Origin of the sequence: Mesorhizobium sp. M1E.F.Ca.ET.045.02.1.1, from assembly GCF_003952485.1 — a bacterium.
Classification (GTDB): domain Bacteria; phylum Pseudomonadota; class Alphaproteobacteria; order Rhizobiales; family Rhizobiaceae; genus Mesorhizobium.
The window spans coordinates 1,779,838-1,801,205 of the sequence record NZ_CP034447.1 but is presented as its reverse complement, the minus strand read 5'-3'; the positions used below and the strand labels follow the sequence as shown (position 1 = coordinate 1,801,205).

The 21,368-nt window shown below is 64.1% G+C and carries 26 protein-coding genes and 1 pseudogene; 15 read left to right on the top strand and 12 right to left on the bottom strand.

The genetic code is table 11. From position 1 onward, the window contains the following. Nucleotides 1-9 precede the first annotated feature (9 nt). Entirely contained in the window at nucleotides 10-1,260 is a 1,251-nt protein-coding gene (locus tag EJ070_RS08475) for a DNA recombination protein RmuC (RefSeq protein WP_126090936.1), read from the bottom strand. A gap of 103 nt (nucleotides 1,261-1,363) precedes the next feature. On the opposite strand from EJ070_RS08475, the gene def reads away from it, so the two are divergent. From def to truA, 5 genes are all read left to right on the top strand, one after another. Beyond that, a complete protein-coding gene (gene def / locus EJ070_RS08470; protein ID WP_126090935.1) occupies nucleotides 1,364-1,894 on the top strand; it encodes a peptide deformylase in 531 nt (176 codons plus the stop codon). 66 nt (nucleotides 1,895-1,960) lie between these two features. Next, complete coding sequence (locus tag EJ070_RS08465) at nucleotides 1,961-2,242, top strand: plasmid stabilization protein (protein ID WP_126090934.1); 282 nt, start codon at nucleotides 1,961-1,963, stop codon at nucleotides 2,240-2,242. Nucleotides 2,243-2,375: 133 nt separating this feature from the next. Further along, entirely contained in the window at nucleotides 2,376-3,311 is a 936-nt protein-coding gene (gene fmt / locus EJ070_RS08460) for a methionyl-tRNA formyltransferase (RefSeq protein ID WP_126090933.1), read from the top strand. Next, nucleotides 3,308-3,814 carry an N-acetyltransferase gene (locus EJ070_RS08455; protein WP_126090932.1) on the top strand — a complete coding sequence of 169 codons (507 nt, stop codon included), beginning with the start codon at nucleotides 3,308-3,310 and terminating at the stop codon, nucleotides 3,812-3,814. Before fmt ends, EJ070_RS08455 begins: the two co-directional genes overlap by 4 nt. A 23-nt stretch (nucleotides 3,815-3,837) precedes the next feature. Further along, the gene (truA, locus tag EJ070_RS08450) at nucleotides 3,838-4,602 is read left to right on the top strand and encodes a tRNA pseudouridine(38-40) synthase TruA (protein ID WP_126090931.1); all 765 of its coding nucleotides are present in this window, start codon (nucleotides 3,838-3,840) and stop codon (nucleotides 4,600-4,602) included. A gap of 349 nt (nucleotides 4,603-4,951) precedes the next feature. Here the strand turns inward: truA and EJ070_RS08440 are convergent, their stop codons facing one another. Then, nucleotides 4,952-5,557 carry a transporter gene (locus EJ070_RS08440; protein WP_126095684.1) on the bottom strand — a complete coding sequence of 202 codons (606 nt, stop codon included), beginning with the start codon at nucleotides 5,555-5,557 and terminating at the stop codon, nucleotides 4,952-4,954. A 2-nt stretch (nucleotides 5,558-5,559) separates the two neighbouring features. Then, on the bottom strand, nucleotides 5,560-6,759 hold the full coding sequence (gene dapE, locus EJ070_RS08435) for a succinyl-diaminopimelate desuccinylase (protein WP_126090930.1): 1,200 nt from the start codon (nucleotides 6,757-6,759) through the stop codon (nucleotides 5,560-5,562). 116 nt (nucleotides 6,760-6,875) lie between these two features. On the opposite strand from dapE, the gene EJ070_RS08430 reads away from it, so the two are divergent. Further along, nucleotides 6,876-7,910, top strand: coding sequence for a 2-dehydropantoate 2-reductase (locus EJ070_RS08430; RefSeq protein WP_126090929.1), 1,035 nt, complete (start codon nucleotides 6,876-6,878; stop codon nucleotides 7,908-7,910). Here the strand turns inward: EJ070_RS08430 and EJ070_RS08425 are convergent. The 4 genes and pseudogenes from EJ070_RS08425 to dapD form a co-directional block, all read right to left on the bottom strand. Then, nucleotides 7,888-8,586: pseudogene (locus EJ070_RS08425) on the bottom strand (hypothetical protein); the annotation flags it as partial. The gene EJ070_RS08430 and the pseudogene EJ070_RS08425 sit on opposite strands and share 23 nt — an antisense overlap. Before the next feature lie 2 nt (nucleotides 8,587-8,588). After that, a complete protein-coding gene (locus tag EJ070_RS08420; protein WP_189350446.1) occupies nucleotides 8,589-8,966 on the bottom strand; it encodes a DUF805 domain-containing protein in 378 nt (125 codons plus the stop codon). Continuing rightward, entirely contained in the window at nucleotides 8,959-9,321 is a 363-nt protein-coding gene (locus tag EJ070_RS08415; protein ID WP_126090926.1) for a DUF805 domain-containing protein, read from the bottom strand. The genes EJ070_RS08420 and EJ070_RS08415 overlap by 8 nt, the downstream gene beginning before the upstream one ends. Nucleotides 9,322-9,393: 72 nt before the next feature. Beyond that, entirely contained in the window at nucleotides 9,394-10,248 is an 855-nt protein-coding gene (gene dapD / locus EJ070_RS08410) for a 2,3,4,5-tetrahydropyridine-2,6-dicarboxylate N-succinyltransferase (RefSeq protein ID WP_126090925.1), read from the bottom strand. A 143-nt stretch (nucleotides 10,249-10,391) separates the two neighbouring features. On the opposite strand from dapD, the gene EJ070_RS08405 reads away from it, so the two are divergent. Next, a complete protein-coding gene (locus tag EJ070_RS08405; protein WP_126090924.1) occupies nucleotides 10,392-11,231 on the top strand; it encodes an LOG family protein in 840 nt (279 codons plus the stop codon). Nucleotides 11,232-11,242: 11 nt separating this feature from the next. Here the strand turns inward: EJ070_RS08405 and EJ070_RS08400 are convergent, their stop codons facing one another. Both EJ070_RS08400 and EJ070_RS08395 read right to left on the bottom strand, forming a co-directional pair. Further along, on the bottom strand, nucleotides 11,243-11,884 hold the full coding sequence (locus EJ070_RS08400; RefSeq protein ID WP_245464836.1) for a response regulator transcription factor: 642 nt from the start codon (nucleotides 11,882-11,884) through the stop codon (nucleotides 11,243-11,245). Between the two features lie 503 nt (nucleotides 11,885-12,387). Then, complete coding sequence (locus tag EJ070_RS08395; protein ID WP_189350444.1) at nucleotides 12,388-13,011, bottom strand: sensor histidine kinase; 624 nt, start codon at nucleotides 13,009-13,011, stop codon at nucleotides 12,388-12,390. 344 nt (nucleotides 13,012-13,355) lie between these two features. On the opposite strand from EJ070_RS08395, the gene EJ070_RS08390 reads away from it, so the two are divergent. The 3 genes from EJ070_RS08390 (at nucleotide 13,356) to EJ070_RS08380 (ending at nucleotide 14,910) form a co-directional block, all read left to right on the top strand. After that, complete coding sequence (locus tag EJ070_RS08390) at nucleotides 13,356-13,772, top strand: hypothetical protein (protein WP_189350442.1); 417 nt, start codon at nucleotides 13,356-13,358, stop codon at nucleotides 13,770-13,772. A gap of 176 nt (nucleotides 13,773-13,948) precedes the next feature. Next, nucleotides 13,949-14,401 carry a hypothetical protein gene (locus EJ070_RS08385; RefSeq protein WP_126090922.1) on the top strand — a complete coding sequence of 151 codons (453 nt, stop codon included), beginning with the start codon at nucleotides 13,949-13,951 and terminating at the stop codon, nucleotides 14,399-14,401. A 107-nt stretch (nucleotides 14,402-14,508) separates the two neighbouring features. Next, a complete protein-coding gene (locus EJ070_RS08380; protein WP_126090921.1) occupies nucleotides 14,509-14,910 on the top strand; it encodes a hypothetical protein in 402 nt (133 codons plus the stop codon). Between the two features lie 61 nt (nucleotides 14,911-14,971). On the opposite strand, the gene EJ070_RS08375 is transcribed toward EJ070_RS08380, so the two are convergent. Then, nucleotides 14,972-15,679: a pyrimidine 5'-nucleotidase gene (locus EJ070_RS08375; RefSeq protein ID WP_126090920.1), complete on the bottom strand. Its 708-nt coding sequence runs from the start codon at nucleotides 15,677-15,679 to the stop codon at nucleotides 14,972-14,974. Between the two features lie 150 nt (nucleotides 15,680-15,829). Between EJ070_RS08375 and EJ070_RS08370 the strand changes: the two genes are divergently transcribed. The 3 genes from EJ070_RS08370 to EJ070_RS08365 all read left to right on the top strand — a co-directional run bounded on the left by EJ070_RS08370 (nucleotide 15,830) and on the right by EJ070_RS08365 (nucleotide 18,472). Then, on the top strand, nucleotides 15,830-16,591 hold the full coding sequence (locus tag EJ070_RS08370; RefSeq protein ID WP_126090919.1) for a GGDEF domain-containing protein: 762 nt from the start codon (nucleotides 15,830-15,832) through the stop codon (nucleotides 16,589-16,591). Nucleotides 16,592-16,862: 271 nt separating this feature from the next. Next, nucleotides 16,863-17,036 carry a hypothetical protein gene (locus EJ070_RS36205; RefSeq protein ID WP_189350440.1) on the top strand — a complete coding sequence of 58 codons (174 nt, stop codon included), beginning with the start codon at nucleotides 16,863-16,865 and terminating at the stop codon, nucleotides 17,034-17,036. Next, nucleotides 17,033-18,472 (top strand): GMC family oxidoreductase, encoded by a 1,440-nt coding sequence (locus tag EJ070_RS08365; RefSeq protein WP_126090918.1) that lies wholly within the window; start codon nucleotides 17,033-17,035, stop codon nucleotides 18,470-18,472. Before EJ070_RS36205 ends, EJ070_RS08365 begins: the two co-directional genes overlap by 4 nt. An 83-nt stretch (nucleotides 18,473-18,555) precedes the next feature. Here the strand turns inward: EJ070_RS08365 and EJ070_RS36200 are convergent, their stop codons facing one another. Continuing rightward, nucleotides 18,556-18,723, bottom strand: coding sequence for a hypothetical protein (locus tag EJ070_RS36200; protein ID WP_189350438.1), 168 nt, complete (start codon nucleotides 18,721-18,723; stop codon nucleotides 18,556-18,558). A 95-nt stretch (nucleotides 18,724-18,818) separates the two neighbouring features. Between EJ070_RS36200 and EJ070_RS08360 the strand changes: the two genes are divergently transcribed. Then, complete coding sequence (locus EJ070_RS08360; protein ID WP_126090917.1) at nucleotides 18,819-19,310, top strand: MarR family transcriptional regulator; 492 nt, start codon at nucleotides 18,819-18,821, stop codon at nucleotides 19,308-19,310. 153 nt (nucleotides 19,311-19,463) lie between these two features. Here the strand turns inward: EJ070_RS08360 and phhA are convergent, their stop codons facing one another. Next, entirely contained in the window at nucleotides 19,464-20,297 is an 834-nt protein-coding gene (phhA, locus tag EJ070_RS08355) for a phenylalanine 4-monooxygenase (RefSeq protein ID WP_126090916.1), read from the bottom strand. Nucleotides 20,298-20,435: 138 nt separating this feature from the next. Between phhA and EJ070_RS08350 the strand changes: the two genes are divergently transcribed. Beyond that, nucleotides 20,436-20,912 carry an Lrp/AsnC family transcriptional regulator gene (locus EJ070_RS08350; RefSeq protein WP_126090915.1) on the top strand — a complete coding sequence of 159 codons (477 nt, stop codon included), beginning with the start codon at nucleotides 20,436-20,438 and terminating at the stop codon, nucleotides 20,910-20,912. Nucleotides 20,913-21,368 lie beyond the last annotated feature (456 nt).

Here is a 21,368-nt window from a genome sequence, read left to right as displayed (position 1 = left end):
GAGGCGAGACTACTCGCCGTCTTCGACGACCCTGAGCCGCAATTGGCCTGTCTTGGAATCGGCCACGCGCGCGCCGCCTTCGACCTTGGCCGGGCCGCGCGGCGGTTCGGCTTCGCCCTCGCCGAACTCCAGCGCCTCGATCTTCTGGCCGCGCTTGGTGACTTTCGACGTCGAGACGAGGATGTCGTCGATATCCTTGGCCGCCTGGCCGAAATGCGTCTGCAGCCGGCGCACGCGCTCGTCGACGCGCGCCACGTCTTCCATCAGGCGGATGACCTCGCCCTGGATCAGATGCGCCTGCTCGCGCATGCGCGCGTCCTTCAGAATCGCCTGGATGACCTGGATCGACAGCATCAGCAGCGAAGGCGAGACGATGACGACGCGGGCGCGATGTGCCTTCTGCACCACCGCCTCGAAATTCTCGTGGATCTCGGCGAATACCGATTCCGACGGCACGAACATGAAGGCGGTGTCCTGCGTCTCGCCCTGGATCAGGTATTTCTCGGCGATATCGCGGATATGCACCTCGATGTCGCGCCGGAACGCCTGCGCCGCCGCCTTCTGCATGTCGGCGCCCTCGGCGGCGCGGATGGCATTCCAGGCTTCCAGCGGAAACTTGGCGTCGATGGCAAGCATCGGCGCGCCGTTGGGCATCCGCACCAGGCAGTCGGGCCGGCTGCCGTTGGACAGGCCCGCCTGGAACTCGTAGGCGCCGTGCGGCAGGCCGTCGGCGATGATCGCCTCCATGCGCGACTGGCCGAAGGCGCCGCGTGTCTGCTTGTTGGAGAGGATCGCCTGCAACTGCACGACCTGGCCGGCTAAAGACTGGATGTTGCCCTGCGCCGTATCGATCACCGCCAGCCGCTCCTGCAGCTTGGCCAGGCTCTCATGCGTCGACTTGGTCTGCTCGGCCATGGTCTGGCCAAGGCGGCCGGTCATCGCGTCGAGCCTCTGGCCGAGCGACTGGGTGAGTTCCGCCTGCCTGGCGCCGAACACTTCGGCGATCGCGCCCATGCGGCCTTGCATCTCGGCCTGCGCCTGCAGGATGTCGGCCATGCGGGCCTCGGTGTCACGCGCATGGTCGGCCGCTTCGGCCGCCGCCTCCGCGCGCGCCTTGCCCGCGCGCCACAAGGCGACAATGAGCGCCAGGAACAATACCAGCAGCACAACCGCGCCGAAACCGAGCGCTTCACCGAGCGTGATCGTGGTGGCGCCGAGCCGCGCGACCGGTTGCGAAAGGATCGAGGTCATGTCGTTCATGCGGGCAGCATAGCCGATTCGGCCCGCTGAAACAGATCAAAACGTGAACAGGTCGCAGCCGCCCCCGTTGACGCTTTTCCAACGACGTCTTAGGTGAGACGCCATGTCGATCAAGCCGCTCATCATCCTTCCCGATCCCATCCTGCGCCAGGTTTCCAAACCGGTCGAGCGCGTTGACGGCGATTTGCGCAAGCTCGCCGACGACATGCTGGAGACCATGTATGACGCGCCGGGGATCGGGCTGGCCGCGATCCAGGTCGGCGAGCCGCGGCGCTTGCTGGTCATCGACCTCGCCAAGGAAGGTGAGCCGCCCGCGCCGCATGTCTTCATCAATCCGGAAATCCTCGTAAGCTCGGACCAGCGCTCGGTCTATGAGGAAGGCTGCCTGTCGATCCCCGACTACTACGCCGAGGTCGAGCGCCCCGCCGCCGTGCGCGTGAAATATCTCGATCGCGACGGCAAGCTGCAGGAGATTGAGGCCGAAGGCCTGATGGCGACCTGCCTGCAGCACGAGATCGACCATCTCAACGGCGTGCTGTTCATCGACCACATCTCGAAGCTGAAGCGCGACATGGTGGTGAAGAAATTCAAGAAGCTCGCCAGGGAGAAAGCGCCGGGCAAGATGGTGGGCTAGCAGCCCTGCCGGCTTGGGCAGCTTGCCTCAACTATGATATCAACGATATCAGATTTGGAGGCTCTGATGGGCGACATGTTGATCAGAAACATTCCCGAGCCTTTGAAGCGGGAGATCGAGCAGGCGGCGCGAAGCGCTGGCCAGAGCCTGTCCGGCAAGGCGATCGATCTTCTGCGCAGGGGCATAGTCGACGACAGGAAGCCGAAGTCGGATCTTTCCGCCTGGGACGCCGTTCGCTCAGCCTTCGCGGCCGAGAATGCGATCGATGATGAGTTTGCCGGGATATTGGACAAGATCGAAGCGGAACGAAAACGCGATTTCGGCCGTCGGCTCGAGGACTTCGATTGATCGTCCTCGATACCAACATCATCTCTGAAGCAAGCAATGCCGGGGACCCACAACGTCCGGGACTTCGCCGGGCTTGACCTGAAGCTCGTAAATCCGTTTGAAGCGGACGCCTGAAAATAGGATTGCGGGAAAAATGCCCCTTCGCGTCATCTTCATGGGCACGCCGGATTTTTCTGTGCCGACGCTACGCGCCATCGCCGAGGCCGGCCACGAGATCGCGGCCGTCTACACGCAGCCGCCGCGCGCCGCCGGCCGGCGCGGGCTGGAACTGACGCCCTCGCCGGTGCAGCGCGAGGCGGAGCGGCTCGGCCTCGAGGTGCGGACGCCGACGTCGCTGAAAGGCGAGGCCGAGCAGCAGGCTTTTGCCGCCTTGCGGGCCGATGTCGCCGTGGTCGTCGCCTATGGCCTGCTCCTGCCGAAGCCGGTTTTGGAGGCAACCAGGCTTGGCTGCCTCAACGGTCACGCCTCACTTTTGCCGCGTTGGCGCGGTGCTGCTCCCATCCAGCGCGCCATCATGGCTGGCGATGCCGAGACCGGCATGATGGTGATGCGCATGGAAGAAGGTTTGGACACCGGTCCGGTGGCATTGGTTGAAAAATGCGCCATCGGACCCGATATGACCGCCGGCGAGCTGCATGACCGCCTGATGGCTCAAGGCGCCTCGCTGATGGTGCAAGCGCTCGCGCAGTTGGGGATAAATTGTCTGACATTTACCCAACAGGCGACGGAAGGGGTGACCTACGCCCGAAAAATCGATAAATCGGAGACACGCGTAGACTGGACGCGGCCTGCCGGCGAAGTCCACAATCACATCCGCGGCCTCTCGCCCTTTCCGGGCGCGTGGTGCGAGGTCGAAATTGGCGGCCGCATGGAGCGGCTGAAACTGCTTCGCTCGACGCTTTCCGATGGCGTCGGCGAGTCGGGAGGAATTCTCGATGACCGGCTGACGGTCGCCTGCGGGTCAGGCGCGGTCAGGCTGGTCGAAGTTCAACGGGCGGGCGGAAGGCCCGCCGCCGCGCAGGAGTTTCTGCGCGGGGCCAAGATCGAAAAAGGAACGAAACTCAAATGAGCATGATGTCGATACGCGCGGCGACGCCGCGGGATCGCGAGGCGATCCGCCTCGTCGAAGAGCATGCCTTCGGCCAGCGGGCCGAGGCCGGCCTGGTCGACGCGCTGGTCGCCGGCGGCGACACCGTCGTCGAGCTGGTTGCGGAAGAGGACGGCCAGGTCGTCGGCCATATCCTGTTTTCCAGGCTTTTCGTGCAGAACGGCGGCAAGCGCTTCCCGGCGCTGGCGCTGGCGCCGCTGGCGGTCGAGCCGTCCTTCCATGGCACAGGCATTGGCGGCGCGCTGATCCGCGAGGCGCATGTCCGCCTCAAGGAGGCCGGTGAGACGCTGGCCGTGGTGCTCGGCGATCCGGCCTATTACGGCCGCTTCGGTTACACCCATGCCCGCGCCGAAAGGTTCGAGAGCGAGTACCAGGGCGAAGCGCTGCAGGCCCTTGCCTGGGGCGACGCGCCCGAGACCGGCAAGCTGGTCTACGCTTCGGCCTTCACCGCGCTCGCTGCTTAGGCGAGGACCAAAGTAGATCTGGCATGCCGCGTTTTCGGCTCGATATCGAATATGACGGCAGCCAATTCGCCGGCTGGCAGCATCAGGCGGACCAGCCTTCGGTGCAGCAGGCGATTGAGCAGGCGATCGCAAGGTTCTGCGGCGAAGAGGTAAGACTGCGTGCCGCCGGCCGCACCGATGCCGGCGTGCACGCCACCGCCCAGGTGGCGCATGTCGATCTCGCCAAAGCCTGGGCGGGCGACAAGGTGCGCGATGCCCTCAACGCCCATCTGCAGGCGGCCGGCGCGCGCATCGCCATCCTCAAGGCGGGGGTCGTCGCAGACGATTTCGACGCGCGTTTTTCGGCCACAGGCCGCCACTATCTCTACCGCATCCTCAACCGTCGCGCGCCTTCCGCGCTGGAAAAGGGCAAGGTCTGGTGGGTGCCGAAGCGACTCGACGCCGCGGCCATGCACGAGGCGGCGAAGGTGCTGCTCGGGCGGCACGATTTCACCACCTTCCGCTCCACCCAGTGCCAGGCCGAGAGCCCGGTCCGAACGCTGGCGCGTCTCGACGTCAGCCGCGTCGGCGATCTCATCGAGGTGCGGACCTCGGCGCGCTCCTTCCTGCACAACCAGGTGCGCTCGATGGTTGGGTCGCTCAGGCGTGTCGGCGACGGCTCCTGGAGCGCCGCCGATCTCAAGGCGGCGCTCGAAGCGCGCGATCGCGCCGCCTGCGGCCAGGTGGCGCCGCCGGATGGGCTGTTTCTCGTCGGGGTGGACTATCCGGAGACGGACACGGCTGGGTGAAACATCGGTTTCGCGGCCGATGACGCCGGTCAATAGCGTGAGCATTCCTGCTTATGCTGGAGGGAGGTGGCCAATTGTCTGCGTCGACGCCGCCCCTCATCCCCCTACCGGCACCTTCTCCCCGTAAAGTGACTGGGACAAGGAGGCTGCCCGCGGCCTCGGCACCCCTTTCTTGCAACGCTGGAGACTGGCGAAACCGGCGATGAGAGCGCCCCTCTCCCCGTCACGATACGGGGAGAGGATGCCGGCAGGCAGGTGAGGGGCGGCGCCAAACGTCGGACGGGTAAGGACGAGGGCGGAATTCAAATCTGAAGCAATGACACGGATCGAAAAATGTTGGTTCGAGGGATCAGCCCGTCGTGCCGTTCGGAATGTCGATGCCGAGCAGCGCCTGCAGCCCGAACAGGACGATCAGCGAGGCCACGAACATGCCGACGAACACCGCGGTGCCGACGGCAGCTCCCTTGCCGATCGCCGCGTTGGTCATGCGCCAGGTCAGCACCATCGATAGCGCGAACAGAAGCAGCGAGACCAGTCCGCTGACCTCGTTGGTCGAAGGCAGGAAGAGCCTGAGCAATGCCGAAGGCAGCATCAGCCAGGCAATGATCGCGGAGGCCCAGTTGGAGGCGACGACGTAGTGGACGAAGCGGCCGCCGATGCCGGCGCGCGGCGCGACCAGCGCAAGCGCCACCAGCGGCAGCACCCAGGAGCCGATATCAACCGCAGCCAGTCTCAGAAGCATGCCGAGGCGGCCGGCGAATGCGTTCGGATCGCCGATCTCGTTGGCGATGCCGACCCAGCCGACGATCAGCGCAGGCAACGCTACGACGATACCGAAGAAGGAGTTCCAGAAACCGTCCGCCGACAGATCGAGCATGCGCAGCCCGTCGGCCTTGCCGAACATCAGCCGCCAGGCGCCGGCCAGCGAAGCGTAGGTTTCGTCTGCCGAAAGCATGGTCACGCGAGGCCCTGTCCGAACCAGTCTTCGATGAAACGTTCGTAGATTTGGGTCAGCGTCTCGAGGTCGGCAAGCGCCACGCGCTCGTCGACCATGTGCATGGTCTTTCCGACCAGGCCGAACTCGACCACCGGGCAGTAATCCTTGATGAAGCGTGCATCCGACGTGCCGCCGGAGGTCGAAAGCGCCGGCGTCTTGCCGACCACGGCCGCAACCGACGTGCTCAGCGTGTCGATCAGCTTTTCGTCGCGGGTGAGGAAGACATGGCTTGGCCGGTCGCGCCAGACAAGCTCATAGTCAACCGGCGTCTTCTTGCCCGGCCGGTATTTCTTGCGCCCGGCCGCCCGGTCGAGGCGATTGTGGATCTCGGCCTGGATCGTTTCGGCATCCCAAGCGTCGTTGAAGCGGATGTTGAACGTGGCGGTGGCCTTGGCCGGGATGACGTTGGTCGCCGGATTGCCGACATCGATCGACGTCACTTCCAGATTGGTCGGCTGGAAATCCTTCGTTCCCTTGTCGAACACCGGATGGAGCAGCGCGTCGACCAGGCCCATCAGTCCGCGCACCGGGTTGTCGGCAAGCTGCGGATAGGCGGCGTGGCCCTGGCGGCCATTGACGATGACGCTGCCGGAGAGCGAGCCGCGCCGGCCGATCTTGATCATGTCGCCGAGCGTGTCCGGATTGGTCGGCTCGCCGACGATCGAGGCGTCCCATTTCTCGCCCTTGGCGGCCGCCCAATCGAGGAGCTTCGTCGTGCCGTTGATGGCCGGGCCCTCCTCGTCGCCGGTGATCAGCAGCGACACCGAGCCTTTCGGCCCGCCATTCTTGTCGATATGGCGCGCCACCGCGGCGATGAAGCAGGCGATGCCGCCCTTCATGTCGACAGCGCCGCGCCCGTACATCTCGCCATTGGCGATCTCGGCGGCAAAGGGCGGATGCGTCCAGGCCGCCTCGTCGCCGACCGGCACGACGTCGGTATGGCCGGCAAACATCAGATGCGGGCCGTTGCCCGAGCGGCGCGCATAGAGGTTTTCGATGTCCGGCGTGCCGTCTTCCGAGAAGACCGGCCGCTCGACCGAGAAGCCGAGCGGCTTCAGCATGTCCTCCAGCGTCCGCAACGCGCCGCCCTCGGCGGGCGTCACGGAAGGGCAGCGGATCAGGGCGGCAAGGTTCCGGGCGGGGTCGGTCGGCAATTTCATGGGCAAAGCGATAGTCGAAAGCAGTAGGTCTGTCACGCCGGCAGATGATCGTCGGCCATGCCGCCGACAATATGGTTGTCATGTCGTATAGTTGCGAGCCAGGAGGGGGTGATCGCATGGCCAATGCAGCAAAGACGATCGCGATTGCCGGCGCCGGCAGCATCGGCTGCTATGTCGGCGGCTGCCTGGCGCTCGCCGGGCGAAAGGTGAATTTCCTGGGACGCGGCCGCATCGTCGAGGCCATGCGCAAGGATGGGCTTCGGATCAGCGATCTCGACGGCCGCGATCGCCGCATTGACCCCGAGGCGCTCGCGGTCACCGACGATCCCGCGATGGCCCTGCGCAACGCCAATATCGTTCTCGTCTCGGTGAAGAGCGGCGCGACCGAGGAGATGGCGGCGCTTGTCGCGGCCCATGCCGGCCCCGATGCCATTGTGGTCAGCCTGCAGAACGGCGTCGGCAATGCGGACAAGTTGCGGGCCGAACTCCCGTTACGGCGCGTGCTTGCAGGCATGGTGCCGTTCAACGTCGTGCAGTCGCCCGATGGCGAGACGCCATTTCGGGTCCATCGCGCGAGCGACGGCAAGGTTATGGTCGAGGATGGTGTGGACGGGCTCGCTGGCCTGCTCGACGTCGAAGGGCTTGGGGTCGAGGCCCATTCCGACATGAAGGCGGTTCTGTGGAGCAAGCTCCTGATGAACCTCAACAACGCGCTTGTGGCGCTCTCCGGGCTGCCGCTGGCGCGCGAGCTGGCCGACCGCCGCTGGCGCGTCATCCTGGCCAAGCAGATCGACGAGGCGCTCGCGGCGATGAAGGCGGCCGGCATTGCGCCGGCGCGGATCGCCGGCCCGCCGCCGTCGCTGCTGCCGAAAGTGCTGAGGCTGCCCGACTGGCTGTTCGGACTTCTGGCGCGGCGCATGCTGGCGATCGATCCGCAAGCGCGCTCCTCGATGTGGGACGATCTCGAGCGCGGCCGCCCGACCGAGATCGACGAATTGCAGGGTGCGGTGCTCGGTCTGGCGAAACAGACGGGCACGCCGGCGCCGACGATTGAGCGCGTCGCGGCGCTGGTGCGTCAGGCGGAAGCGGAAAAGCGCGGCCCGCCGGGCCTCAGCCCGGACGCCGTCAGTGGCGGCCCTCGATCAGCGTGATCTTCTGCCAGATCTTGCGCGACAGGTTCGAGCTCAGGTTTTCGATGTCGTTGACGCCGTCGATGACCACGTCGTCGTTGACCGATTGGGCAAACAGCGCCGCGATCTTGCCGGTGATCGACAGCATCTCCGAGCAATAGTCGAGATAGCGCGCGAGGTCGGCCGGATTGCTGATGCGGCTGGGCGAGTGCGAGGTCGGCTTGAAGTTCGCCGACAACGCCGCCGGGTCCTTGGTCAACTGGTGCATGTCGATGACATGGATCAGCGAGCGCAGCCCATGCAATCGCCGAAAGACCTTCTTGCGCTTGATCCTCTCCTCGGTGCGGATCAACGCCAGGAAGCCAAGCACCGCGAGGATGACCGTGTTGATCGTCGCCTCGATGCCCTGCACCGACTGCACGGCGTCGTCGGCTCCCGAAATGCGGTCGAGCGGCAGGATGGTGCCGACGAACAGGAACACCAGGACGCCGGTGACGAACGCGCCGACGATCAGGGTGCGCAGCCACCAGATCGGCGCTTCCAGGTCCTTGGCGGCCCTCGCCAGGTCGCGCGACAGCGACACCAGCTCGCCGGCAACGCCGCGCAGGCCCGCTTCCGGGAAACGCTCGCCGATGCGCTCCTCCAGCCTTTCGGCGGTCTCGATGATCAGCTCCGGATCAAGGGTGCGGTAGCGCATGACTAGCGATCGGAAGGCGCGTTGGTGCGGCTGCCGTAGCGATTGGCCCCCGGTTGTCCTGGAAACAGGCAAAGCACCAGGAACGCGACGATCGAAACGACGGGAACGAACAACACCAGCGCCGCGATGCCGGGTTTGTCGAGGTCATGCAGCCGCTTCACCGCCAGCACGATGTTCGACCACAGCGACGCGAGGAAGGTCAGGAAGAAGACGAACGACCACATGTTGCTCTCGGGCGAGCCTTCCGGCACCAGCGTGAAGCGGTAGAGCGGGAAGGCCTGGGCGAGGGCCACCAGCAATCCGCCGAGAAAATAGGCCGCGCGGCTGACGCGGCCCGAGGTTTTGAAGAAGAGCCAGATGAAATCTGCTTTTTCAGGCAAGCGGGTCCGGTCCGTATTGATTGGCGCCTCTGGTGCCTTCGAGGATGCCGAGTTCGATCAGCAGCCAGATGCCGCCGATGATTGGTATGAGGCCGATCAATGTCCACCAGCCCGACTTGTTACGGTCGTGCCAGCGTTTGGCATAGAGCGCAATCGCGAAATAGATCGAGGCCAGCATAACGAGGATGCCGATGACGCCGACCTCACCGCCGCTTTCGGTGGTGAACCGTGTGCCGAGGATCGAATCGAGAATGAAGGCAACAATAGCGAGGACGATGAATATGCCGATGCCGGCCCAGAACTTGGCGCGGTTGATGCGGCCGTCGAAACTCGTCAGCAGATATTTCCAGTCCATAACGCCCCTCCGTGTTGAACCAGCGCGGCGGAACGTCGCGCCGGCGGAAGGTGCGTCCGTTTCCGGAAAAGATCAATCGCGCAGCAATTCGTTGATCGAGGTTTTGGAACGGGTCTTGGCGTCGACGCGCTTGACGATGACGGCGCAGTAGAGGCTGGGGCCGGGCTCGCCATTGGGCAGCGGCTTGCCCGGCAGCGACCCGGCGACCACCACGGAATTGGCCGGCACCTCGCCATAGAAGACCTCACCGGTAGCGCGGTCGACGATCTTGGTCGATTGGCCGATGAACACGCCCATGCCGAGCACCGAGCCTTCACGCACGATGCAGCCTTCGACCACCTCGGAGCGCGCGCCGATGAAGCAATCGTCCTCGATGATGGTCGGGCCGGCCTGCATTGGCTCCAGCACGCCGCCGATGCCGACGCCGCCGGAAAGATGCACGTTCTTGCCGATCTGGGCGCAGGAGCCGACCGAGGCCCAGGTGTCGACCATCGTGCCCGTATCGACATAGGCGCCGACATTGACGAAGGACGGCATCAGCACCGCGCCCGGCGCCACATAGGCCGAACGGCGCACGACCGAGGATGGCACGGCGCGGAAGCCTGCCTTCTCGAAATCGACGGCGCTCCAGCCGTCGAACTTCGACGGCACCTTGTCCCACCAGACCGCCTGACCCGGGCCGCCTTTGATGATCTCCATCGGGTTCAGCCGGAAGGAGAGCAGCACCGCCTTCTTCAGCCATTGGTTGACGTGCCACTTGCCGTCGTCCTGCCGTTCGGCGACGCGGACCGCGCCGCGGTCGAGCAGGTCGAGCGCCGACTGGATGGCGTCGCGGGTTTCGCCGCGGGTCGCGGTCGAAATCGTATCGCGCTCCTCGAAGGCCTTTTCGATGGTCTTTTCGAGGCTCGCCAGATCGGGCATGGACATGAAATTGCTCCATTACAAAGCTGTTAAGGGCTCAGCCTTAACCTGTTTTGAAATCGCGCGGACCCTATGTGAAGCCTTTATGAGGGTCAATCGCGGCTGCGTCATGGGACGGCGCAAGTAAGGGAATTGGAACGGTGGACTCAATGACACCCATGGAAAAGGCGGGTTGGACGCCGCTGCCGCATTCGGACGAGGACCTGGAGCGCGCCAAGAGCGTGCCGGATACGCCGCAGACGCGAGCCGAGACCTATCGCCTGGCCTGGAACGATCCCGACTTCATGACGCGGCGCGAATTGCGCCCAGTGCGTCTGCAGCTCGAGCTGCTGAAGCCGGAGATGATCCTGGCCGAGCGCGGCATCCGTTCGACGGTCATCCTGTTCGGCGGCGCGAGGCTGCCGGAGCCGGGCGGCGTCGCCTGGGCGGCCAAGAACGAGACGCAGAAGAAGAACCTCGAGCTGAACAGCAAATATTACGAGGAAGCGCGCAAGTTCGCCCGGCTCTGCTCGCAGCACTCGGCCACGTCCTACTACCGCGAATTTGTCGTCGCCACCGGCGGCGGACCGGGCGTGATGGAGGCCGGCAACCGCGGCGCCGACGATGTCGGCGCGCCGTCGATCGGCCTCAACATCGTGCTGCCGCACGAGCAGGCGCCGAACGCCTATGTCACGCCCGAGCTCTGCTTCAACTTCCACTATTTCGCCATCCGCAAGATGCATTTCGTCATGCGCGCCAAGGCTGTCGCGGTGTTTCCGGGCGGTTTCGGCACGATGGACGAGTTCTTCGAAGCCCTGACGCTGATCCAGACCGGGCGCATGGAGCGCGTGCCGGTGATCCTGTTCGGCAAGGCGTTCTGGCAAAGGGTGATCGACCTCGACTTCCTTGCCGAGCAAGGCACCATCTCGCCGGGCGATCAGGACATCATCGATTTCGTCGACACCGCCGACGAAGCCTGGGACATCATCCGCCGCTTTTACGATCTCTGAGGAAGCCAGCCCTATTGCAGTTCGGCCAGCCAGCCATTCGAGTGCGCGAAGCGCACGATGGCAGCGCGGGAGTGAAGCTCCAGTTTGTCGGTCGCCCTGGTCCGGTAGGTTTCGATGGTCTTTATGCTGAGGTTCAGCCGCGAGGATATCTCCTTGTTGCTGTAGCCAAGCGCAACGAGCTGGATCACCGACCGCTCTCGCTCGCTGAGATTCCCCGGATCGCATTGCGTGCCATGGCGTGGGCTCAGGATGCGCGCCGCAAGCGCCGGGTCGACGTAATTGTCGCCGGCCAGCACGCAGCGGATGGCCTGCAGCAGATCCGTCGCGGTCGACCGCTTGACCACGAAACCGCGCCCGCCGGCGGCCAGCACCTGGCGCAGGCAGCCGGGGTCCTCGTGCGCCGTCAGCGCAATGCAGCCGAGATCGGGAAACCGTTCGACGAGCCGTTCGATCAGCGTGACCCCATTGACGCCGGGGAGCGAGATATCGACCACGGCGACGTCGGGAAGGGCCTTGCCGATGCCCTCGAGGGCCTCGTCGGCATTCGCCGCCAGTCCGACGATCGTCAGATCGGCCTGGCTGTTGATCATCGCGCCGACGCCGGACAGGATGATCGGATGGTCGTCGACCACGAATATGCGCCTGCAGCACACCTTTAACCTCCATCAGTCTGTCAAAGGGCCGTCGCGTGGAGCGGTCCCCCTTGTGCTTGATGGTCTAGGCAACTGCCCCGCCTGGCGCGGGACGCCCGTCTGTTTCAGCAAAGCCGCGACGCGGCCGCAACGGGCAAGCCATCCCCCGCCTGACCCATGGCGCGGATTGTAAGCCGCGGCCGACGATTTCGGATGTGGAACGCTTCACTTAATGCATGTCGCCCAAAAGTGCGCAGCGGTTTTGGGAGAACGACATGCATCAAAACAAAGACCTGAAGCGCATCGCCTGAATTCGTTTCAGCGCGACGCGCTTTAGGGCAATTCCGGGAAAAGTTCGTAACGGTGTTCCGTCCGTAAATTTGCAAAAAAACAAACAGTTAGGCCAGTTTGGCGATACTGCCGGCCGCTGGGCCGGCCAGCCGGCCGCGGCACCGAAGACCGGCATTCCCGTCGAACAATGCCAAGGGGAGGAGGCGCTGGCGCCCAGCCGTCGGTCCGAGGATTCAGTCGGCCAGAAGCACATCGGCATAGATGGCGGTTCCCCTGCCCTTGGCGGTTTCGACCGTCAGTTCGCCTCCGATCAGGGCAAGGCGCTCTTTCATCCCCGCAAGCCCCAAATGGCGGGAGCCAGGCGCGACAGTGCCATCGAACCCACGGCCATTGTCCTCGATGGTCAGCCGCAGTTTGTTGTCCCAAATGTGGGCCGTCACGCTGACCCGGCCCGGCCGGGCGTGCTTGCCGATGTTGGTGAGGGCCTCCTGCGCGATGCGATAGAGCGTCAGGGCGACTTCAGGCTCCAGCGGCCTCGACAGGGCTTCGAGATCCACATCGCCGGGGATGCCGAGCTGAGCGCACAGCATGCTGACCAGGTCCTCGATGGAGGCGCGAAGCCCCAGGCGATCGAGATCCGCGGGTCGCAGGCTCCAGGCGGCGTCGTGCACCCTGGCGCTCAGCTGGTCGACCAGTTGGGCAGCGCGCTCGAGGCGGGCATCGAGTTCCGCGGAGTCCACGCGGATGCCGTGGAGCTCCAGCGCGACGCTCGCCAGCATCTGGCCCAGATCGTCGTGCAGCTCACGTGACAGGCGCAGGCGCTGTTCTTCCTGTACGGCAATCAAATGCCGCGCCAATCTCCGGCTCCGTGCCTTCGTAGCATCGTCCTTGCCTGGCTGGATAGCCGCCCGCATCACCCCTTCCTTCTCTTTGCCGCCGTGAGATACAAGCCGTTCACGGAGCGGCGAGAAAAGGCATGAAAGTCTGTTCCTCCGTGCAATATACACCCGGCATATGCCCTTATGCCTGTCAGTTTTTTCCCGATGCCTTCAACTTTTCCTGACAGCCGCATCGGCTGAAAAACCGACAGACCCTGCCGATCAGCCCCGATGTTTCTGCGCCCTTTCTGCGCGCATCCTTTTTGCGTGGTCCCGGTATCTTGTGTTGGCCGGGATGTTCAACGCAAACCAAGGAGAACGTCATGAGGAAGATCATTCTGGCCGCGGCTGTCCTGTCGGCTCTGACAGGTTCGGCATCCGCATTGTCGGTCGGTAGCGGCAACGGCAACGGCAACGGCAACGTCGGGGTCGGCAACGGCAACGGGAACGGCAATGCCAACACCGGCGCCTTCAACGGCAACTTCAACGGCAACGGCAATTTCGGCATCGGCAACGGCAACGGGAACGGCAATGCCAACATGGGCGCCTTCAACGGCAACTTCAACGGCAACCTCAATGCCGGCATCGCCAACGGCAATGGCAACGGCAACGGGAACTTCGGCCTCGGCAACGGCAACCTGAACGGCAACGGCAACTGGGGCCTCGGCAACGGCAATGCCAACGGCAACGGCAACTGGGGCGCCGGCAACGGCAACGGAAACGGTAACGGCAACCACTAGCGCCGCCGCCAATCGCCAGCGTTGAAGGACGCTGACGCTTCTGGGATCGCCGAGCCACGCGCCGTCCCCCCGCGCAAGGCTATCGCGACATGTCGCCGGCGGTCCCAGTCCTTTTCCAGATAGAGAGTCCCTTTTCGAGAGACCCTTTTCACGCAAGCCATGGAAGGAGTTCGCAGATGAAACGGTGTGTCATACCGGCGCTTTGCCTGGGGCTGTTGAGTGCAACCGCGGTGAAGGCCGACACCACGACGGGCAGCCAGGCCTTCGGCATGTCGCGGATCGCGCAAACCGCCGGTCAATACGGTCAGTACATCGGCTCGAACGTCAGGAACATGGATCCGCTGAGCAGCCTGGGCGGCAACGTCGGCTACAAGAACACCGGCAGCGGCAACGTCGGCGCCTTCAACAGCGGGACCGGCAACGTCGGCGCTTTCAACGGAAACGACAACACCTCGCAGACGAGCGGCAACCACAACATCGGGGCCTTCAACGGCAACGGCAATACCGGCGAATATGACGGCAACGCCAATGTCGGCGCCTTCAACGGCAACTTCAACGGCGGCTCGTTCAACGGCAACGGCAATGCCGGCGCCTTCAACGGCAATTTCAACGGCCGGGGAAACCGCTGATGGCCGAACTCAGACCATCTGCTTGCGTCCGCCATCGTATTCGCCACGCGACGGCGCGGCTGTTTGATGGAAGCCGCATCGCGGTTTGCACGCTGCTTGCCGCGGTCGTGGTCGCCGACGCTTCGACGGTGGTCAGGATAGCCGACCTTCCCATCGGCCGCGGCGATATCACGGTCGCCGGTCTGGGCGCCGGCGCGGACATCGCCGATGCCTCGAGCGGCAGCGGCAACGCCGGCAACTTCAACGGCAACGGCAATCGCGGCAGCTTCAATGGCAATGGCAACACCGGCAATTTCAACGGCAACGGCAATGCCGGCAGCTTCAACGGCAATGGCAACGCGGGCAGCTTCAACGGCAACGCCAGTTGCGGCGGCGGGTTCGGCAACGGATTTTCGTCCGACGGCAACGGCAACGGGAAGCGCCGGGACGCGCCTGAATGGTGCCGGTTCCTGAAAAACCTGAACGGTGAACTGGGGCTGCCGCCCGGCACGATCCCGGACTTCGACTAGTCACGGCCAAAGCTTGCCGGCGAAGTGCGGGCTGCGCTGCGCCGGCAAGCTGGGGTTGGCTTCAGGCCGTGACTTCGACGATTGCCGTCAGGAAGCCGGCGAGGTCGTCGGTGACGAAATCCACATCGTCCTCGTTCGCCGGGTCGCGCTCCCAGATCTCGGAGAATGTCGGCTCGAAATTGCGCGGCACGACCAGCACGGTCGTCATGCCGAGTAACTTCGGCACCGAGAGGTTGCGCGCCAGGTCCTCGAACATCACCGCGTTGTGCCCGGTGACGGAATGCAGCTCGGCGAACCTCTCGTAGGTCTGGCGCGCCGGCTTGGGATTCAAGCCCGCCGCGACTATGTCGAAGATGTCGTCGAAATGGTCCAATATGCCGAGCTGGCGCGCGGCGCGCTCGGCATGCCTGCGGTCGCCATTGGTAAAGATGAACTTGCGGCCGGGCAGCTGCCGGATCGCCGCGCCGAGCACCGGATCGGGCACCAGCCAGGAATAGTCGATGTCGTGCACCTTCTCGAGAAAGTCGTCGGGATCGATGCCGTAGCGCGCCATCAGTCCGCTCAGCGTCGTGCCATACTCCTGGTAGAGCTCCTTCTGCAGCTTGCGCGCTTCCTCGCGCGACAGGGTCAGCAACTCGCCGACATAGGCGGTCATCTTCACGTCGATCTGCGCGAACAGATTCGAATGATGCGGATAGAGCGTGTTGTCGAGGTCGAACACCCAATCCGTGACATGGGCAAAACGGGCGGGGTCGGGTGTCGTTGTCATGGCCTCCTTATGGCATGCGGTCGTTGGCTTTATCCACAACTTCTGCGCGTCGCGCGTGGTGAAAATAGCCTCTCGCTTCAAATTTTAACCGTCCCGGAAAGGTCGCCTTCAGTGCTTGCTGGCACAGAGGCAGTCCGTCGGGAGTCAACGATGAGTCGCATAATTTTGAAGTCCGCAGCCGTTGCGTTCGCATCGGTCGCCGTCTCGCTTCTGTTGACGCTGGTTGTGGTCCCGGCAATGGGCTTTACGATCAGCCGCACCGTCTGGCTGACGGCCACGGTTTGCCCTTTGATGCTTGCCTGGATCGCCAGCGCCGGCACCTTCTGGCAAACCGACCGGGTGAAGAACGCGCATCGCGACCTTGCCCGCGCCCATGCCCAGCTCGCCGCCGCTCACAGGCGCCTGTCGGAGAAGGCGAGCCGCGACGACATGACCGGCATGCTCAACCGCGAGACCTTCTTCGCCGCGCTCGACGGGTCCCGGCGCAAGGCCGATCGCGGCGCGCTGCTGATCATCGACGCCGATCATTTCAAGACCATCAACGACAATTACGGCCACTTGACCGGCGACGATGCGCTGCTTCTGATCGCCGCCGCCATCGAGCGCGGCGTGCGCAGCGGCGACGTGCTCGGGCGTATCGGCGGCGAGGAGTTCGCCGCCTTCCTGGTCGGCGCCACCGAGCCGGAAGCGAGGCATGTCGCCGAGCGCATCCGCCGCGAGGTCGAACTGATCCGTTTCCGCCCCGTCGATGAGCGGACCGTGCCGTTGACCGTCTCGATCGGCGGCATCACCTGCGGCGAGAGCGCCACCGTCTCGGAGCTGATGCGCGCCGCCGACCGCAGGTTGTATGAGGCAAAGCACCGCGGCCGCAACCTGTCCATTCTCGACCGCGACATCTCGGAGGCGGCCTGAGACCTTTGGCTGGGCGTTAAAGCAGGTCTCCCGAAAGTGGGAACCGGCTTCGGGAGACATGGTTGAGATCAAAAGTCTGAAGCGTACGGAGCGATCTGAAAGATCGCGACGCGCGTTAGCGGGTTGCTAACGCTTTTCAAATTCAACCGCGGCGATTGCGCGGTTGTAACGGGGTTTTCATCTACACTAGGCACGGAATTGGCTTCTCCGGCGCCATGTGTGCCGTAAGGGAACGGCATGCGTGGATCGAGCCCCCATCGAAAGGCGCGTCATGAGCCATTTCATAAAGAAGATGTCGCGCCGCGCGATCTTGCAGGCGCTGATCGCGCTGCCCGCACTGTCACTGTTCCGCAACCGGCCCGCCGTCCCCGCTCCTGACGAGATCGACCCCGACGAGATTATCGAGGTCAATGGCTGGATCCTGAGGCGGAGCGATCTCGCATGATCTTCGACAGCTACGAGGCCTATAGGCAGGCGGGCTTCAAGCCCAAGGTCTGCATCCTCGGCTCCGGCCCCGCCGGCACCACGGTCGCCAGGAAACTGGGCGGCGCAGGCATCCCGGTGGTCGTTCTGGAGGCCGGCTCGCGCGAATTCAGCGACGAGTCGCAGGATTTCTATCGCGGCACCACGGTTGGCGATTTCTATTTCGATCTCGACATCACCAGGCTGCGCTTCATGGGCGGCTCCTCCAACCACTGGGCCGGCTGGTGCCGCGTGCTCGACAAACAGGATTTCGAGCCCAAGGCCTGGGCGCCGGATACCGGCTGGCCGATCAGCCGCGCCGACATCGAGCCCTATCTGCGGGAAGTTCACGATATTCTCGAACTGCCCGATTTCCGGCCGGATGTGCCGATTTCGGACGACATCCGCTGGGTGCAGCTGATCAAGAGCCCGGCCGTGCGCTTCGCAGAGAAGTTCGCCGACGAGCTCGACCGGAGCAGGAACATCGCCGTCGTGCTCAACACCTATGCGACCGAGCTCGCCGGCGACGGCAGGCGCGTCACCGGCGCCAGATTGTGGTCGAACGGCCAGGACGCCGGCACCTTCGCGGCGGACTACTTCATCACCTGCACCGGCGGGCTGGAGAACTCCAGGCTGCTGCTCTGGTCGAACCGGCGTTCGAATGGCGGCGTGGTGCCCAACGCCAACGCGCTCGGCCGCTACTGGATGGAGCACCCGACCTTCGAGGGCGGCAACGCCATCCTCGCCGACTACGGCGAGTTCGAGGTCGACGCCTCGAGCGAAGCCTTCTTCTCGCCAACGCTTGCCGCGATGGAGCGGCTGCAGATCCTGAATTTCGGCATCCGCCTGATCGAGACGCCTTACCCGCATGTCAAGCGGCTGATCGCCGACCTTGCCTGCACAGCGCCCAGCATGGCGGAGTGGATGTCCGACCAGCTTGAGCAAAGGCTGCGTTGCGCAGCCCAGCTCTACGTCGCCTGGGAACAGGCGCCGCTAGCTTCGAACCGGATCGAGCTGTCGAAGGCCGATGTCGACCACGCCGGCGTGCCGCGCGTCGAATTGCATTGGAAGAAGTCGCCGCTGGAGCGCCGCACGCTGCTCGAAGGTTTGAGGCTCTTCGGCACCACGATGGCGCAGAAGAATCTTGGTCGCGTCCGCATCGCCGACTGGATCGGCAATGGCGGCGACTACCCGACGAATGAGGAGACGGCCGGTCACCACCATATGGGCGGCACCCGCATGGGCACCGACGTCTTGAAGAGCGTCGTCGACGCCAACTGCAAGGTGCACGGCATGGACAATCTCTATGTCGGCGGCTCCTCGGTGTTCTGCACTTCCGGTCAGTGCAATCCGACGACCACCATCACCGCGCTTGCCTGCCGGCTGGGCGATCACCTCAGCAAGGTGATCACGGTCTGATCTCCCGAAAAGGCAGGCGGCGCCGGCGCCTGGAGTGGCAACTGGCGCCGCCCTGGCGCGCCTTTGGGAAGTTCGATCGAGAGCTACAGCCCGTACACGGCGATGCGCACCAGCACGGCCGCGGCGGCAAGTGCCACCAGCAGAATGCCGAGGCCGATGGGCGAGCCCCAGCCGTACCATTCCATCGCCAGCTTGGCGTATCTGTACTCTTCCTCGTTCGAGAGGGGGGTGCGCTGTTGAATCAGGCTCATTGTTCACTCCTTGTCGGCGACTTTGCCCTTGCCTCGCAAAGGGTGACGTCGCATATTGATACGATAGTTTGAATGTTAGGCAGATTGATAGTTAGATGATCGAAATAAATTCGTCAAGCACGAATCGCGACGACATGACGAAGGCCATCAGCCTCGCCGTCATGCGCTGGCAGGACGCGACGCAGGCCTATGACGAGGCGGTGGGGGCGCGACTCGGGCTGATCGCGGCCGAGCGGCATTGCCTGGGCCTGCTCTATGCCGGGCCACAATCGGCGGGCGCCGTGGCAGCCGCAACCGGATTGACCCCGGCCGCTGTTACGGCATTGATCGACCGGCTGGAGGCGCGCGGGCTCGTCACCCGGACACGCAGCCTGGAGGACAGGCGCAAGGTGGTGATCGAGGCGACCGAACTGACCAGAGAGCTGTCGGAACGCTACTACGGCGCTATCGCGCGGGAGGGCGAGAAGGTGGTGGCGAGCTTCAGCGACGCCGAGCTGGCGACCGTGCTGCGCTTCATCAATGCGGCACTCGATCTGCAGAGCGAGCAACTGGCAAGGCTCAAGGCCGAGCCGGTTGAGGCTGGCTGATGCGGGAACGACGAAGAAACGCTTTTCCGGAAAACCCAGAGCGGTTCAACCGCCTGTCGGCGACCGAACCGCTCTGACTCCGGCTGGGCGAAAGCCAGATCTCGAAGCACGCCGCGTCGAAACGGATAGAGGCGCCGGGCTTTTATTCGATGCCTAAACCGTCGCCGGGTCGAGCGCCGGCTGGCCCTTGAACCGCGCGACGATGCCGGCGAGATCGCCGCCGGCGAAGGCATCGCGCAACGCATCGAAGGACGGCAGCACGAAATAGGCGCGCTGGAACTTGTCGATCTCGTAACCGGTGCGCATCACCTTCTCGAGGTCGAACGGCACGTGGTGGGCTTCCTTGCTCTCGACTGCGAACTGCAGCTCGGTGAAGGACGACATCAGCCCGGCGCCGAAAGCCTTCAGCGGCTGGCCGGCTTCCTGGATGAGGCCGTATTCGGCGCTGTACCAGTAGAGCCGGGTGATCATCTCGTCACCGCCGAGCGCAATCATGTCCTCGGCCTTCTCGCCATACATCTGCATGAAATCGGCAAACACCGGCTGCGTCAGGATCGGCACATGGCCGAAGAAGTCGTGGAACATGTCCGGCTCGACGATGTAGTCGAGCTCCTTGCGGGTGCGCAGCCAGTTGGTGACGGGGAAGCGGCGGCTGGCGAGATGATCGAAGAACGGGCCGGCGGGGATCAGGCCGGGCACCGCTACGATCTCCCAGCCGGTCAGCTTGCGCAGCGTCGCGCTGACCGCGCCGAAATCCGGAATTTTGTCGAGCAGGCCGAGGGCCGCGACGCCGTCGAGATAGGAACGGTGCGCCAGCCTCTGCGTCAGCTTCGTCTGGCGATCGCAAAGCGTGCGCCACACCGCCTGCTCCTCCGCCGAATAATTGTACCCTTGAGCCACGGTGAAATCGGCGCGGCACACCGAATAATCGCCGCGAAGGCCCTGTGCAGCGCAGTCGCGGGCATAGTCGGCAACGCTGATCGTCATTTCTTCCTCCTCGAGATCATGATCCGTGGATCGTGACCGAGAATATAGCGGCGGACGATGAGGCAATTCAGCTTTGTTGATGGTCTGATTGGCGGTTTCGAGGTAGAAACACTCGATCCAATGAGGAATCGAGAAGATATGCCTCAGTTCGACGAATTCGAGATAAAGATGCTGGATATCCTGCAGCGCGATGGGCGCAAGCCGGTTTCGGAGCTGGCGCAGGAGATCGGCCTGTCGACCACGCCCTGCGCGCGCCGCTTCGAGGCGTTGCAAGGCGCCGGCATCATCAAGGGCTTTGCCGCGGTGCTTAGCCGCCGCGCCGTCGGCCTGACGGTCGAGGTGTTCATCCAGGTCCGGCTCACCAGCCACGCCGACGGCTCGCCGGAAAGTTTCATCGCCGCCGTGCAGCGCATGGACGAGGTCTCGTCCTGCTGGACGATGACCGGCGAGCACGATTTCCTGCTGCATGTGATGGTGCCGTCGGTGGACGACCTCAATGCCTTCGTCATGCACCGGCTCATGCGGCTTCCCGGCGTGCGCGACGTCCACACCCAGCTGGTGCTGCAGAACATCAAGGGACCTGGCCACGTGCCGCTCGCGCATCTGCGGCGCTAGAGCGCATTTTCCAGTGCAAATGGACCCGAAAAGAAATAGGGTCAAAATTAGATCGGGGCATTCTATTAAATATTGAACGAATTAAGGCTTCGCTGTGTCTAAAAAGAGCAAGCCTCGAGACTTGCGATAGCATCGCCTTTGCGCACGATTGACATCGTGAATCGGGGAAAAGTCTTGTCGTGCATTGTTCGGCCCCCTTGGCCTGTTGTATGGATGCTTGCTGAGCCGCAGCGGCGAGGAGGTCGAGCAGTCCGTTTACCGCCGGTTAGCAACATTAGTGTCTTATAATGGATCAGGCTGGCCATCGTCCTTACGCGAGGACTTGACGGACTTCGCTTGCTCGAACCGCTCACGCGGAGGATGATCGCCAAGGAGCGATGCATGCAATTGACGGAGGATGTGGCGCGGAGGGTCACGGAAGCGATTTCACGCCCCTCGTGGAAATCGGCTGATCCA

Bases quoted from the DNA above. Each gene is read 5' to 3' on its own strand.
- def (WP_126090935.1), top strand. From the start codon at position 1,364: ATGTCGATCAAGCCGCTCATCATCCTTCCCGATCCCATCCTGCGCCAG.
- dapE (WP_126090930.1), bottom strand. From the start codon at position 6,759: ATGAAATTGCCGACCGACCCCGCCCGGAACCTTGCCGCCCTGATCCGC.
- EJ070_RS08440 (WP_126095684.1), bottom strand. From the start codon at position 5,557: ATGCTTTCGGCAGACGAAACCTACGCTTCGCTGGCCGGCGCCTGGCGG.
- dapD (WP_126090925.1), bottom strand. From the start codon at position 10,248: ATGTCCATGCCCGATCTGGCGAGCCTCGAAAAGACCATCGAAAAGGCC.
- EJ070_RS08455 (WP_126090932.1), top strand. From the start codon at position 3,308: ATGAGCATGATGTCGATACGCGCGGCGACGCCGCGGGATCGCGAGGCG.
- EJ070_RS08475 (WP_126090936.1), bottom strand. From the start codon at position 1,260: ATGAACGACATGACCTCGATCCTTTCGCAACCGGTCGCGCGGCTCGGC.
- fmt (WP_126090933.1), top strand. From the start codon at position 2,376: ATGCCCCTTCGCGTCATCTTCATGGGCACGCCGGATTTTTCTGTGCCG.
- EJ070_RS08385 (WP_126090922.1), top strand. From the start codon at position 13,949: ATGAAACGGTGTGTCATACCGGCGCTTTGCCTGGGGCTGTTGAGTGCA.
- EJ070_RS08350 (WP_126090915.1), top strand. From the start codon at position 20,436: ATGCCTCAGTTCGACGAATTCGAGATAAAGATGCTGGATATCCTGCAG.
- phhA (WP_126090916.1), bottom strand. From the start codon at position 20,297: ATGACGATCAGCGTTGCCGACTATGCCCGCGACTGCGCTGCACAGGGC.
- EJ070_RS08390 (WP_189350442.1), top strand. From the start codon at position 13,356: ATGAGGAAGATCATTCTGGCCGCGGCTGTCCTGTCGGCTCTGACAGGT.
- EJ070_RS08465 (WP_126090934.1), top strand. From the start codon at position 1,961: ATGGGCGACATGTTGATCAGAAACATTCCCGAGCCTTTGAAGCGGGAG.
- EJ070_RS08360 (WP_126090917.1), top strand. From the start codon at position 18,819: ATGATCGAAATAAATTCGTCAAGCACGAATCGCGACGACATGACGAAG.
- EJ070_RS36205 (WP_189350440.1), top strand. From the start codon at position 16,863: ATGAGCCATTTCATAAAGAAGATGTCGCGCCGCGCGATCTTGCAGGCG.
- truA (WP_126090931.1), top strand. From the start codon at position 3,838: ATGCCGCGTTTTCGGCTCGATATCGAATATGACGGCAGCCAATTCGCC.
- EJ070_RS08405 (WP_126090924.1), top strand. From the start codon at position 10,392: ATGACACCCATGGAAAAGGCGGGTTGGACGCCGCTGCCGCATTCGGAC.
- EJ070_RS08370 (WP_126090919.1), top strand. From the start codon at position 15,830: ATGAGTCGCATAATTTTGAAGTCCGCAGCCGTTGCGTTCGCATCGGTC.
- EJ070_RS08375 (WP_126090920.1), bottom strand. From the start codon at position 15,679: ATGACAACGACACCCGACCCCGCCCGTTTTGCCCATGTCACGGATTGG.
- EJ070_RS08415 (WP_126090926.1), bottom strand. From the start codon at position 9,321: ATGGACTGGAAATATCTGCTGACGAGTTTCGACGGCCGCATCAACCGC.
- EJ070_RS08430 (WP_126090929.1), top strand. From the start codon at position 6,876: ATGGCCAATGCAGCAAAGACGATCGCGATTGCCGGCGCCGGCAGCATC.
- EJ070_RS08365 (WP_126090918.1), top strand. From the start codon at position 17,033: ATGATCTTCGACAGCTACGAGGCCTATAGGCAGGCGGGCTTCAAGCCC.
- EJ070_RS36200 (WP_189350438.1), bottom strand. From the start codon at position 18,723: ATGAGCCTGATTCAACAGCGCACCCCCCTCTCGAACGAGGAAGAGTAC.